11 protein-coding genes and 2 pseudogenes are annotated in these 13,350 nt (G+C 35.0%); 3 read left to right on the forward strand and 10 right to left on the reverse strand.

Translation table 11 applies throughout. From position 1 onward, the window contains the following. Nucleotides 1-155: 155 nt before the first annotated feature. The 6 genes from MKY78_RS13340 to MKY78_RS13365 form a co-directional block, all read right to left on the reverse strand. Nucleotides 156-422: a DUF5348 domain-containing protein gene (locus MKY78_RS13340; protein ID WP_339213335.1), complete on the reverse strand. Its 267-nt coding sequence runs from the start codon at nt 420-422 to the stop codon at nt 156-158. Beyond that, a complete protein-coding gene (locus MKY78_RS13345; protein WP_339213337.1) occupies nt 419-1,219 on the reverse strand; it encodes an AAA family ATPase in 801 nt (266 codons plus the stop codon). The genes MKY78_RS13340 and MKY78_RS13345 overlap by 4 nt, the downstream gene beginning before the upstream one ends. Next, nucleotides 1,212-2,483: an IS481 family transposase gene (locus MKY78_RS13350; RefSeq protein ID WP_339213339.1), complete on the reverse strand. Its 1,272-nt coding sequence runs from the start codon at nt 2,481-2,483 to the stop codon at nt 1,212-1,214. The genes MKY78_RS13345 and MKY78_RS13350 overlap by 8 nt, the downstream gene beginning before the upstream one ends. A 114-nt stretch (nt 2,484-2,597) precedes the next feature. Continuing rightward, nucleotides 2,598-3,149 carry a DUF6431 domain-containing protein gene (locus MKY78_RS13355; protein WP_339213341.1) on the reverse strand — a complete coding sequence of 184 codons (552 nt, stop codon included), beginning with the start codon at nt 3,147-3,149 and terminating at the stop codon, nt 2,598-2,600. A gap of 127 nt (nt 3,150-3,276) precedes the next feature. Beyond that, nucleotides 3,277-3,990 (reverse strand): YdcF family protein, encoded by a 714-nt coding sequence (locus tag MKY78_RS13360; RefSeq protein ID WP_339213343.1) that lies wholly within the window; start codon nt 3,988-3,990, stop codon nt 3,277-3,279. A gap of 110 nt (nt 3,991-4,100) precedes the next feature. Then, nucleotides 4,101-4,817: a metallophosphoesterase family protein gene (locus MKY78_RS13365; protein WP_339213345.1), complete on the reverse strand. Its 717-nt coding sequence runs from the start codon at nt 4,815-4,817 to the stop codon at nt 4,101-4,103. A 522-nt stretch (nt 4,818-5,339) separates the two neighbouring features. On the opposite strand from MKY78_RS13365, the gene MKY78_RS13370 reads away from it, so the two are divergent. After that, entirely contained in the window at nt 5,340-5,945 is a 606-nt protein-coding gene (locus MKY78_RS13370; protein ID WP_339213347.1) for a hypothetical protein, read from the forward strand. 255 nt (nt 5,946-6,200) lie between these two features. Then, a pseudogene (locus tag MKY78_RS13375) lies at nt 6,201-7,766 on the forward strand (IS1182 family transposase); the annotation flags it as partial. 119 nt (nt 7,767-7,885) lie between these two features. Here the strand turns inward: MKY78_RS13375 and MKY78_RS13380 are convergent. From MKY78_RS13380 to MKY78_RS13395, 4 genes and pseudogenes are all read right to left on the reverse strand, one after another. Continuing rightward, nucleotides 7,886-8,269: pseudogene (locus MKY78_RS13380) on the reverse strand (ATP-binding protein); the annotation flags it as partial. A gap of 546 nt (nt 8,270-8,815) precedes the next feature. Further along, nucleotides 8,816-9,946, reverse strand: coding sequence for a Ger(x)C family spore germination protein (locus tag MKY78_RS13385; protein ID WP_339213348.1), 1,131 nt, complete (start codon nt 9,944-9,946; stop codon nt 8,816-8,818). 2 nt (nt 9,947-9,948) lie between these two features. Then, nucleotides 9,949-11,406, reverse strand: coding sequence for a spore germination protein (locus MKY78_RS13390; RefSeq protein ID WP_339213350.1), 1,458 nt, complete (start codon nt 11,404-11,406; stop codon nt 9,949-9,951). Continuing rightward, nucleotides 11,393-12,484 (reverse strand): endospore germination permease, encoded by a 1,092-nt coding sequence (locus MKY78_RS13395; protein WP_339213352.1) that lies wholly within the window; start codon nt 12,482-12,484, stop codon nt 11,393-11,395. The genes MKY78_RS13390 and MKY78_RS13395 overlap by 14 nt, the downstream gene beginning before the upstream one ends. 268 nt (nt 12,485-12,752) lie before the next feature. On the opposite strand from MKY78_RS13395, the gene MKY78_RS13400 reads away from it, so the two are divergent. Next, entirely contained in the window at nt 12,753-13,316 is a 564-nt protein-coding gene (locus tag MKY78_RS13400; protein ID WP_339213353.1) for a recombinase family protein, read from the forward strand. The last annotated feature ends 34 nt before the right edge of the window (nt 13,317-13,350 follow it).

The following is a 13,350-nucleotide window of genomic DNA, read 5'->3' on the forward strand; positions in this document are numbered from 1 at the left end:
TATCTGCTATTGTAAATTAGCACATTATCCCAGACATCTAATTTCACTTTAATCCAGTTAGAAATCTGAAATAATGTGCCGACTTTTTCACTTTAATTCAGTTTTGAAAATTAATATGCAAATTCTTTCAGACGCGCATTTGAAAGAAAATCCCCCTAAAAAGGGAGATTAAATGCAGGTATTAAATCCATTTGTAAAACACGTACCCTATACACTTCAAATAGGCTGAGTGTAAATGTGACTTCATTTTCAATCGTTATCAACCAGTCAGGGCTATCTTTCTCCATACAAGTTCTAAAATAACGATTCTGAATACGTATTTCAACTGACATTCCTTGTACTATTTCATAGGCTTGCTGACCAATCCATATATTCCATTCTTGCTTACCAAAATCAAAAAACATGATTCCACGACGCATCATAAACCACCCTCTTCGGCAGCCAGGCGAACAATTTCTTCATCTATTTGTTCTTTCTTCAGTTGCGCCCCATATAAAAGGCTATTGATAGTTAATGTATTAATAACTCGAGGCCATCCTTGGGACCGTAGAGCGATTGCCTCAAAGGCAGTTGCTGTGAAAATAGGCATTTTGGATCCTGCCATTTTCAAATGGTGATCAATATAGGCGGATACATCCTCTTTACTTAATGGCTGTAGTTGATACCTCATGATGACTCGTTGGGCTAATGGTCGATGGTGATTCAGATTCAGTCGCGTTTTTAAATGTGGCAAGCCCGCTAATATAAGGATAAAAGGATTCGTTGAATCCATCTGAAAGTTAAAAAGAATAGCTAGATCCTGTAAAAAGGCATCTTTTGCCATATGCATCTCATCTAGAATAAAGACAGGTGTAACCTTGCGTTCCTGATCCATTCGTTCAATTCCTTGTTGGATTTGGCGAAACAGATCCACTTTACGAAACTTCGGATCCTCCCCCAAACCGTAAGCCAATCCCCGATAAAAGTCCATCACGCCACCCGTAGACAATGGGAAGTAAACCACATGATATAATGCTGGGTTAAGGGACTCCTTAAATGACCGCAAAGTAAATGTCTTTCCAGCACCGGGATCGCCGATAACTAACCCAATCCCTTTGGATTTCCGTAAATATTCCAGTCCATTCAATGCCTCCTGATATCCTGCGGACGGGAAGGCTTCTGCTTGGTTCATATCTTTGGAAAATGGTGTTTTTGCTAGGGAATAAAATGATTTATACACGATTCATTTCCTCCCCCTGATCTGTTGTTTCCGATACGGCGAATGGCGATTGTCTTCGCTTAATATGAGCGTTGTCATGCATAGAGACTGGAACGGCTTCTACTACCTTCTTTCCATCCTTGAAAATATAGACAGCTTGTTCATCCATTCTAACTTCAATCTTTTGACCAATATAGTGAGAGGGTACCTCGTATAATTGTTTGTCCAACGTAATTGTACCATCCAATTTTACCTTTCTTTCTGCCCGTTTTAAGAAAATGGTATCTAAAATGGATAGGTCCTCTAAAAATGTGATATGATCTAGTTGGGAATGGAACACTTCGTGTGGTGTTTTCCCATCTAGAGAGGCATGTGGCTTTCGGTGGTAATCCTCCTCAAGCCACTGCCAAAAACGTTCATTTAATTCCTCTAGGGAATGAACCGGATCACTTTTTAACAGTGGATAAAAACGTGTTTGTATGGTTTTAAATAATCTCTCGATTTTCCCTTTGCTTTTAGGATCATAAGGCTGCGTGTGTGCTAATGTAATCCCTAATTGGGCACATGCATATTGCAGCGTATCAGACCGATAAATTTTGCCGTTATCCGCATAAATGATGGTCGGTTTCCCACGTCGTATCAACGCTTCCCTCGTCACTTCACGCAATCCATCGAATTTCTCGGAAGAGAAAAATTGTGCGTAAGGTACAAGCCTGGAACAGTCATCAATATATGCAATAAGAAACGTTTTCTTCGCTTTTCCATTGATTTGAATATATGGACCGTGTGACAAATCCGCCTGCCACAATACATTGACCTTATCGTGGGCAAATCGTTTCCGTTCTTTTTCTGGATGATAGCTCGTATGATATCTACCAGCTAACTTATGTTCTTTTAGGAGCCTATTGATGGTGGCGTATGAAACGTCGTGCTTTTGTATTTCCCCACGTTTAATCAGTTGGTCGTAAAAAACACTGACAGGCATATGGAGAAATTCCCTTCGTATTTCTAAAATATGATCCTTATCATCTGGCGATAGTCTTCTAGAATCCCCACGATCGGAACGCCTTTTTGGTTTCAAAGCATCAAAACCATTCCTACGGTAATGAAGAAGCCATTCTTGCATGGTTTTAGCTGCAACCTTCCGTTTCCCATAGTAAGGAACCTGGTGGATTTTCCCCTCCATTTCTTGAAAATATTCCTTTGGCTTCATTTGCCCATTCAAAAGTGGGGCAATCAAGCCATAACGAAATAAAGCAATTTCTTCCCGTGTTTTCTCATTCATGAATTTTTCCTCCTTTTTATAAGAAGGACAACCGGTTATCCATTGCTTTTATTCTACTTTTTTCATCAATAGTTTCATAGGCAAGACTTATGTGGGATTAATACTATTTTTTTATTACGAAAAATATGGTAAAATTAATTTGCCCATAAAGTATGATGATAAATGACCCCAGCTCCTTCGAAAGAAGGATGATTCTCCAAAATCAAGGATCATTTTCATATATTTTAGGGCTTCTTTTTTGAGTCTTTTTGAAAACCCCAATTGATGCCCTAAATCCACAAAAAAGCTATGTATCCAATGAAGCTGTTCATAAAAGCGTCTGACGTGCTGGGCTAATTGCTGACGGCTTTCATTCACTTTCTTCCCCTCCAAGAAACGAAGTACCCTATCAATAATCGTATGTAATGTATGTTGGAAATAAGGAATAAGAAAATCAGGTAAAATAGAGATATTGACCTTGCAAACCAAGCATTTGAAACGACAAATTGGAATCCGCAGTTCCCTTTGTTCATCTATTCCATAGCGCCAATAGAAGCCGTTACGATGAAGATTTCCCTGTGAAATGCAGTTACAATTGGGGCATCGGTCAAATGTTGGAAATTCATTCTCTTTTTCCCTTGCCCCATACTCTTCAAGGCCAATTCCAAAATTAAATGAAATGATCATAAAAAAACTCCCCCTTATAATATGCAAAAAATTTAGCATATTGTGTCAGGAAAGTACAGTAATCATACTGGAGGAATTTGATTTAAATAGGCCAATTTTGGATGGGATAAAGTGATGCTTTACACTGCTATTTCTGAAACAAAAACGAATTAACAATAGCAAAGTATTCCCGAATATGGGTTTGAACAAGAACATGCATTGGTGTTTTGGACGGTGCTGCATATATGGTGAAACCAACTCGGCTACCAATCATTTTGGACCGAAACATATGAAAGTCATTTGTGACGACAATGATTTCTGGGTTTACTTCAGAAGGTGCGAGTAGCTCCTTCGAAAAAAGAAAGTTTTCATGTGTGCTCGTTGACTTATCCTCTACTATAACATCCGTTGGTTCTACTCCGAGAGAGACTAAGTACCTTTTCATTGCTTCGCCTTCAGATATTTGCTCATTGTAGTCCACTCCTCCAGAGGTCACAATAGTGGTTGGATGCTGCTGATAGATTTCATACGCTTTATCTAATCTTCTTTTTAATGCTGGGGATGGTTCCCCGTTAATTAAGCCAGCACCGAGTACTAAAATTGGAACATCGGAATCGGGAAGTGGATCCTCTTGTGCCTGATATATAAGAATTTCGAGAAACACAATCGTAACGACAGATATCACGATCAGTACAGTGAGCATGTTTCGAAGCCATTTTGTCTTTCGTAATAAAGAAAAAAATCGTTGATGAAATATAGCTAATAATAGAAAGATAATTCCCATCATCGTAATAACGATAATGCCAAAATCAATATTCCCACTTGTATAATAAAGGGAAAAAACATATAGAAAACAACTCATTGCACATAGGCCGAAAAGAATAGACATAGGATACAATACAACCTTTCGTAGTTTACTAGAATATATGTTGAAGTCTATTGGGCAGAATATGTAGGTCAGACTATTAGTCCCTATTCATCTCTAAATTGGTCATACATAATCTCTTTATAATATTCCGCATAACCAACCATTCCCAATTCCTTTGCTTCCCTAAGCTCTGTCTCTCTGTCATAAGGGACACGTACAAAGTTTATCGAATTCGTCCCATACGAACCATCAACGATGACATAGGTAGCGTCCACCACATCTAAGCCGACACTTCCTACATTGCAGAGGATTCCAATATCATAGGTTCTAAGCCAGGTCAGGTGAATATCACCATAAAACACCATATCAGGCTTGCGAGTGGAGTGAAGGGACTCGGTTTCTTCGCTATTCTCAAAAAGGGACAAGCACTTTTCCGTAGGATGATACTCCGGGGCAATTCGTTCAAAAACGCTCCTCGGTGATGCGTGGAAACAACGTGCTAGTTTGCCGTTTAATTCAAATTCAATATAGAAAGGCAAGGAAGCAAGATATTCATAATCGGCTTCTGTTAAGCGATTCTGAATCCAATTAATCGATTCATGATCAATCTCATCCCGAATAAATACATCCCAATTACCATAAATGACTTGATCACAATGCTGTTGAACCAGTTCAATACATTCCGAACCACGCGGCCCCTTTCCAACCAAATCCCCTAAGCAAAATATCTGATCAACACCACGCTTTTCAATATCCGCAAGAACCGCCTTTAAAGCCGTTAAATTACCATGAATATCTGAAATGATAGCAATCTTTGACAAACTAGCTTCCCCCTTTAATAGCTTTGATTTTAGTGTATACTAATTTTTGGAAAAAAAGAAGAAGGGACAGAGGATTGGGTTATCGTGCCAGTAGGGAAGCTAACCTGTCCCCATTTCCACCGTTTACTTCGCCCAACCGAAACTATTATAATGTATTTATTAGGAGAGGATTGTTTTACAACACGAGAAACTTGATGTTGTTATGAAGAATCCAAAAGGTAAGCGAAGCGGCGATTAGGGTTGACTCTTTTGGCTTGGTTTGTTGTGTATGTAGGGCCATTTCATATAGATATGTACTTATCGAGTTTTCCGGAATTTTCCCAAGAACTGAATGTCCAACTATCACTTGTGCAGTTAGGTTTAACTGCGTGTTAATTGGCCTTGCTGCGGGGAAGCTCATTGTCGGGCTAATTAGTGATGCAATGAGAAGAAGAAAACCGATAGCATTATTTATTAAGCTTCTATTCTGTGTGCACTTGCACCTGAACATAATTTTAGTAATTGTTTTTGGAGAGAATATAGATGAATAAAACTAAACTGATCTCTATCTTACTATTTGTATTTTTAGTTACGTTAATTACATTACTTGTTATGATCAAAAATAATAATAACAACTTACAGGAAATGTATATTAAAAATAGTATTAGTGAACCTTTAACTCAATTTGCAAGTAACATAAAAACAATAAATATTCAATTAGAAGACGTGATATCTACCAGAGAAATATCATTAAATGAGTTAGAGAAATTAGAAACTACTGTAATACAAACCTCCCAGTATTTGAATGACTTTCAAAATAATTATAATGAATTTATTGAAGATGAAGAAGAATTAATATTGGATGCAACGATTCCTGAAAGTAGGCTTATCCAAGTGCAGAATAATCTTCATGCTATTCATGAAAAGTTAGTAGATACAGATTACGATCAAAATAAAATTCACGAATTTAACCAAGAAGAATTAGAACTATTAGAAAGTAACCAAGTAATTACATCTTATTATGATAAAGTAATAGAAATATTAGAAAACACATATATAAATGAGTCGATAAAAAACAAAAGGGATTTTAAAGGAAGTAAACCTTGGTTAGATTTTATAAAAAAATTAGATAGTGATATAGGAAGTTAGGTAGTTGGTAGATAATTTATAGGTTATTTTAAACATATGCTTAAATTTTGAAAATGATTGACCTGAAGTTAAATTGATAGAATGGGAACAGAAATTAGCTCTTGAATGAAATAAAAGAGGCTGGGACAAAACCCCAGTATTAAAAAACAGGTACTATCCCAAAAAATGGATAGTACCTGTTTTTTTTGCACACAAAAAGGACACCATTTGATAAAATTAAAGTAACCACACCATAACTTTATCGGAGGTATCCTTATGTTTAAATATTATAACATGAATCAAGTAGTTTTGCCGCTAGATTTGGAAATCAAATTAAAAGAAAATGATATTGCGTTTGCGATCCATGATCTTGTCGAATCCATACCTGATGAAGCTTTCGATGAATTCCTACGTCAAACAGGGCGTCCTGCCTATCATCCTCGTATGATGTTGAAGATTATTTTGTGTGGCTATACCCAATCTGCATTTTCTGGTCGTAAAATAGAAGCATTACTAGGAGACAGTATTCGTATGATGTGGTTGGCTCAAGGTGATGAACCAAGCTATCGCACCATCAATCGTTTTCGTTCCAATCCACTCATTGAAAATCTCTTGCGCGAATGCTTTGTGCAATTTCGGAACCAGCTCGTAGAAAAAGAATTGATTGAGGAAGAAGCAATTTTTATTGATGGAACGAAGATTGAGGCAAACGCAAATAAGTTTACCTTTGTCTGGCGCAAATCCGTTGAAAAATATAGTAACAAGTTAATAGAAAAGTCCAATCAACTTTATAATGAATTATTGGAAAAGGAAATTATCCCAGCTATGGAACTCGAGAATGAGGAAGAGCTCTCCGTTGAGGAAATGAAAGAGATAGTGGAAAAGTTAGACGAAAAGATAGGAGAATACGATGAAAAAATCGAAACTTGTGAGGTTGGGAGTGAACGTAAAAAAATCCGTTCAGAGCGCAAACTACCCAAACAGGCCCGTAAGCAGTTAATAGATTTTATCACACGTAAACAAAAATACCAAAGCGACATGGAGCTATTTGGGGAACGGAATAGTTATTCGAAAACCGATCCAGATGCGACATTTATGCGAATGAAAGATGATTATATGAAGAACGGGCAACGGAAAGCTGGTTACAATGTACAATTAGCTACAGAGGGTCAGTATGCACTCGCTTACGATGTCTTTCCAAATCCAACCGATACACGAACCTTGATTCCATTTCTTAATACAATAGAAGAATCCTTTTTTAAACTGCCAGATTACATTGTGGCGGATGCAGGATATGGCAGTGAACAGAATTATGAAGATATCATCCAAAAACGAAATCGAACTCCACTCATTACATACAATCAATATCGAAAAGAGAAGAAAAAGAAGCACAAAAACAACGCCTTTCATGTGGACAATTGGGAGTACAACGAGGAAGAGGACTTCTATCAATGTCCGAATGGCCGCAACGTATCGTTTCGTTATTATTCCAAACGAAAAGACAGATATGGGTTTACAAGAGAAGTTAAAGTGTATGAATGCGAAGACTGTTTAGGTTGCCCACTCCGTCATCTGTGCACCAAAGCGAAAGAAGGGAACAATCGAAAGATCTACATCAATGAAAAGTGGGAATCACAAAAAGAATATGTACGTACAAAGCTTTCAGACGAGAAGACTGGTGAGATTTATGGGAAACGTAAAATCGATGTGGAACCAGTGTTCGGTTTTCTGAAGGCTAATTTGGGTTTCACCCGTTTTTCCGTAAGGGGAAAAGAGAAAGTGAAAAATGAATTAGGATTTGCGTTCATGGCGGTAAACCTAAGAAAATATACCGCTATGAACATAGTTCAAACACATGAATACAGAAATAATCCAAAGAAAAATGGTTCCAATCATCTATTTTTAGTGATTGGAACCATTTTTCACTTTTTTTGGCTGGTTATGTCCCAGCCTCTTAATAATTACTTGATTCCGATAACTAAACTGTCTCGTGCAGCTTCAACAACTTCTGTTGTAATGGTTTCAAGATTATTAATTTCAAGTATCCTTTCAATCTGGGTGAAGAGTCTTTGTATAAGCCTGAAGTTTCCTCCAGTAATCTTAATAATACTAGTTATTGCTTCGTAATCAGAAAAATCTTCAAGTTTTATAGAAAGTCCTAACTCTTCCCATTTATACTCCAAAATATGATGAGCTTCATCTTTACTGAGTTTATCAAACTCATGGGCAAATCCAATTCTGGAATAAAGTTGAGGATATCGAGCTAATCTTTTCTCAATTCCAGGCATTCCGATCAATATCATTGCTAAGTCATTTCGATCATATAAATCCCTTAGTTGTTCCAATTTCATGGAAAAAGTGGATGTCCCCTTGGAATGTTTTTTTTCTTGTTATCCTGTTTCCTTTTCCACATATGAACCTCTACTATGTAATGAACTAGTAGTCTTAGTATGTGGAAAATATTCCAGAATATGTGAGAGAGGATTTTGGCATAAAAAAGCACCCCCATTTGTTATTGAGGGGCAGTCCAAGATAAGAGAGATTTTTTATATTGTTTCTCTATCTAAATGTTTAATTATGTTGTTTATAAAGGTGATTTTCTCCTTAATAATTCTTTAAAGTTCAGGATTTTCACATAGAAGCATTTCTTCCTTTAGTTTCTCAATATGACTACTAAACAATTGTAACTCGGAGTAATATTTCCCTTCATGGATATTATGAAGGAGAATAGATAAATTAAAACGGTTTTAACAAAAGTTTTGAATTAACCTCTCAGACATTTTTATTTTAATCTTTTTCATTGTTTAGTAATTTATTCTCCTTGTCTTACTGTTTTAAATATTTATAAATAAATTATTTGAATTAGCAACTAAGTTTATCTAACTCCAGTTTCAATCATATAAACCCCTGTTTTCTAAGTGGAAATTTACTGTAACATTTTTTATAGAATTAGTAGATAATGTATAATTTTTTAATTGTTGTGGTTTAACCCTATCATGGAAAAGTATATTTTTTAGATTATATACGTCAATTTCCTTATCAATTCCATTTTGATAAGTGAACCTTATTTCTTTTTCAATTTGTTTTGTTACTAATTCTTCTATTTTTTTTGAAGAAAGGTGTTCTTCTAAATCTGTTAATTCTCCTTTTGCATCAACATGTATGTTAAAATGGAACTTTTCACCATCCCTAACAACATTTATTTTTACAGATGGTGACGTTATTCTTACAACACCTTTTATTTCATTGTCCTCAATAATATCTACTGGTGTACGTTTAATCTTTGTTTGCGTCCATCTAAGACCAATAAGCTCTTCATAAGACATCCACTCTCTATAGTTTCCTTCACTCACAGGAAAAGCACCATTTATTTTTAGGGTGTTTTTAGTCTTTGGTTCTGTAGTTAATTCCTTCCAATCGTTTTCGTCAATTGAAATTGAAGGCAGTAAAGCAGTCCCCCCTGGCTCGCTATAAATCGAAGTAAATTTATGCAAACGCATCGGTTTAATATACGAATATTGATTATATGCATCTGTTGGCTCATATAAGATGGTATATATTGGAGGCAGTTGGAAAAAACCAGTAGAGCTAAGTATTTTTTCAATTGACTCTTTTGTTCCAAACATCCATGGTGTTGGACGAAATTCTCCATTTTTCTTTAAGGATTCCTCCACTTTTTTTATACCTTTTTCCAAAATAGACTCTGTATAGATAATTGCTCCTATATGTGACCAGTTTACTGTTTTTTGGGATGTTCGATATAAATCGAAAATAGCATCATTAATTGTATGACCTGAACCATTGCCTATGTATAGTGGTATGGGTTGTCCCGATTTGCCATCTTCGGATTTAGCTACATTGGAAAAATCAAGTATTTGGGCATAAATTATATATTTTTCATCTTTATAGTCAATTGCAATTGCTGAGACGAAATTCACTTCTTCAATTTCGTATTCATCCCAGCACCCTGTTAAAATCAGTAATACGAATCCTATCAGTGGGATTACCATTAATTGTTTCATTTTTATTCATCTCCTTGTCGATCAGTATCATTTGTGTCAAGGATCTTTGCGCGTTCATCTTGTTGTGCAACTGGGTATTTCAGTAAAGATTTAGAAAAATCATTTTTTACATATGGTGAGACTGGACTTAAATAAGGAATACCAAATGATTCTAGCTTTGCAAGGTAGCCAAGTGTTAAATAGACACTGATAAAAAAGCCAAACATTCCTAGAACAGAAGAAAGAAAGATTGAAAAGAATCGTATAATTGTAACTGTCCCATAAAGAGCTTGATTACCTAGTGTAAAGGTTGAAACAGCAGTAATTGCAGAAACAACTAACATAGTTGGAGATGTTAAACCTGCTCGAATTGCTGCGTCACCTACGATTAGTCCACCTACAACTGCTATGGTTTGACCAACTGCCTTTGGCAATCGGACACCTGCTTCGCGAAATAACTCAAATAGGCTTAGCATTAATAATACTTCTACTGCTGAATTAAAAGGTATACCTAATCTAGAAGATGCTATTGTTGCTAGTAACGGAAATGGAATTTGGTCTCCATTAAATGCAGATAACGCAACCCAAAAAGCAGGTAAAAATAAGGACAACATTAACCCCAAAAGTCTAAGTAAAAGTTCCAAAGAAGCATAGTAATATGGAGTATGTTCATCCTCAGCAGTATGGAGAAACAATCCCAAATTACCTGGTGCAATTAATACGTTGGGAACATTATCAATAAAAATAGCAAATCTTCCTCTAACAAGACTACTGACAACACCATCTGGACGAGATACAGATTTCATTAATGGAAAAAGAGAATACTTAGAACCACCAAGAAGACCCAGTAATTGGTTGTCGCTGTTTATAATATCTATATCAATATTAGTTAAACGGTGAGTGACTTCTTTAATCATCTTTTTATTTTGTATATCTGTTATGTAAACTAATCGAACTTGTGTTTGACTTCTTTTACCAAGAGTAAAAGACTTTGTTACAAGAGAATTCGATTTAAGCCTTTTCCGTACTAAAGCGATGTTTGTACTCAAATCTTCAACAAAAGCGTCTCTTGGACCACGCAATGATACCTCAGTATGAGATTCTTCTGGTGATCTTTTTGGCGGACTGGATGTATTAAAGAAATATAAATTTTCAGCAATCAATATTGCTGTATAGCCATTAAAAATTTTCTCTTGGAGTGTATTGTCAACATTTATTTCATGATTGCGCAACGTAATACGTTCGGAACAATTTATATTTTCTACACCTTTTTGTCCATCACGGTAGTATTTGTCTTGAATGTCTGGGAGTATACTATTTATTAATAATTTATGTTCAATTAAACCATTGCAGTAGATAATAAGCATTTGTTCCTTTTTATTATTTGCATATAAGTGTTGTTTCTCAATGGATACGTCTGTTGAATGTTGGAAAAGATTCGTAATATACTGTTCCTTTTTTTTATAATTATCTCTTCTCATCTGTAGACACCCTGTTCGTTGAAATTTTAATTAAAAAGGCAATAAAGACTGTGATAAAAACACCAAAAAAGATACTTCCAATGTAATAAAAACGTGATAAAAAGATAAAGAATTCTTCATTTGAAATAGGCAATGTAATAACAATTAGATAGATAACACAAATAAAGGCTTGGATATAAAAGCGCTGTTTTTTCTTTTTAATTTTAAAGGGTTGCGTAATCATATATAAAATCATACTTATATGGATAAAAGTACCGGATAACCATTGATAAATGGATAAAAAATCGAGGTGATTGAAATAATTACCTATCCCTAAGATACGCCATTGAAAAAAAGCAGGATATCTCAACTTTCCCGCTTCATCTACTCCAAAGGCCGCAATACTGCCAAGTAGTGGTCCTATAGTTAGAATGGATAAAAAAGTGATGAGAAGTAAAATGTGTAAAAACCCCAGTTTTCTATCTACGTGATGCTGTAAAAATATAAGTAATATTATTTCGATGGCTGAACCAAATACAAAAATTGAACCTCGAAATACTTCCTTCCACCCATTTTCCACTAATACAGGTGTAATCAGTGTATAGTTTTTATCAGGAGTGGTACCAATTGTGACAAACAAACTAAATATAATAACTAATGGAAGTACAACACCTGCGCAAATGGCAATTACATTTATCTTACCGTATGAAATATAAATGGATGCAGTTAAAATGAATAGAGATATCACTACTACCGGTGTATTAAACAAAAACGTTTCATTTATCCACAATACCGTTTCTTTGAGGGTAATAAAACCAGTTATAGACAAATAAATGACTAATAAAAAAGCAATTGTTCGACTTAGCAATCTGGAATATGTAGATGATATCCATTCAAAAATAGATACTGATTGAAATTTCCTAGTAACATACAATAATAATAAGGAGAACAATAGGGTTAAAATATAACCAATAATTACACTTATCCATGCATCACGACCTGCAGCATTAATTAAAAACGGGATAATATTGATATGATTAGTAAATCCCATACTTAATATAAAAATTGCAAGAAGCTGTGTAATGTTGATTTTTTTCATCAAAAAACTCCCTATCAAATCTATTTATAATATTATATTGGCTAAATTACTTCAGACTATTCACATTCTCCGATTTTAAACAAATATTATATAATGATATTTTTTGGAGAGACCTACATTTCAAAAACGAATGTTTTTGAGACGTTTTTACTATGAATATTAAATAGCTTAAAGCCATAAGAAATATTGTCTTTAAAGATTGCTCAAAATCTATGTTTCATATACCACCCTTTATGATATAATTATATTGAAAAGGTGGTATTTTTTTATGAGTCAGTACATTTATGGTTATGCTCGAGTAAGTACTCGTCAGCAAGATTTAGCACGGCAATTAGATTTATTAGAAAAATATAATTGTAATGAAATTCTTACAGAAAAAATGACAGGAACAAAATCAAACCGACCAGAGCTAAATCGTCTAAAAGACAAATTGAGACCTGGGGATATTGTTGTAGTAGAAAGTTTTTCAAGATTAGGTAGAAGCACAAAAGACTTAATCGATCTAGTTAATTACTTTGAAGAGAAAAATGTAAAATTAATCAGTGTGAAAGAAAATTTTGATGCTACCACCCCGCAAGGGAGGTTAATGATGACTGTTTTTCAAGCTTTTAGCCAGTTCGAACGAGATTTGATTGTTGAACGAACTAAAGAGGGGCTAAAAAGTGCTAGAGCAAGAGGAAGAAAAGGAGGACGACCAAAAGTAGGAACTAAAGATATTACAAAAGCCATTAATCTTTATAATACTAGAGAATTCAGCGTTAAAGAAATTGTAGAAATGACTGGTATAAGTAGAGCCACTCTATATCGATATTTAAACAATGACAACAATTAGAGGAACTAATAGCATTAGCTTCATTAATTAAAAG

The sequence above is a fragment of the Ornithinibacillus sp. FSL M8-0202 genome (genome assembly GCF_037975285.1).
GTDB classification, from domain to species: Bacteria; Bacillota; Bacilli; order Bacillales; family Amphibacillaceae; genus Ornithinibacillus; species Ornithinibacillus massiliensis.

Bases quoted from the DNA above. Each gene is read 5' to 3' on its own strand.
- MKY78_RS13355 (WP_339213341.1), bottom strand. From the start codon at position 3,149: ATGATCATTTCATTTAATTTTGGAATTGGCCTTGAAGAGTATGGGGCA.
- MKY78_RS13395 (WP_339213352.1), bottom strand. From the start codon at position 12,484: ATGAAAAAAATCAACATTACACAGCTTCTTGCAATTTTTATATTAAGT.
- MKY78_RS13390 (WP_339213350.1), bottom strand. From the start codon at position 11,406: ATGAGAAGAGATAATTATAAAAAAAAGGAACAGTATATTACGAATCTT.
- MKY78_RS13370 (WP_339213347.1), top strand. From the start codon at position 5,340: ATGAATAAAACTAAACTGATCTCTATCTTACTATTTGTATTTTTAGTT.
- MKY78_RS13385 (WP_339213348.1), bottom strand. From the start codon at position 9,946: ATGAAACAATTAATGGTAATCCCACTGATAGGATTCGTATTACTGATT.
- MKY78_RS13360 (WP_339213343.1), bottom strand. From the start codon at position 3,990: ATGAGTTGTTTTCTATATGTTTTTTCCCTTTATTATACAAGTGGGAAT.
- MKY78_RS13400 (WP_339213353.1), top strand. From the start codon at position 12,753: ATGAGTCAGTACATTTATGGTTATGCTCGAGTAAGTACTCGTCAGCAA.
- MKY78_RS13350 (WP_339213339.1), bottom strand. From the start codon at position 2,483: ATGAATGAGAAAACACGGGAAGAAATTGCTTTATTTCGTTATGGCTTG.
- MKY78_RS13340 (WP_339213335.1), bottom strand. From the start codon at position 422: ATGATGCGTCGTGGAATCATGTTTTTTGATTTTGGTAAGCAAGAATGG.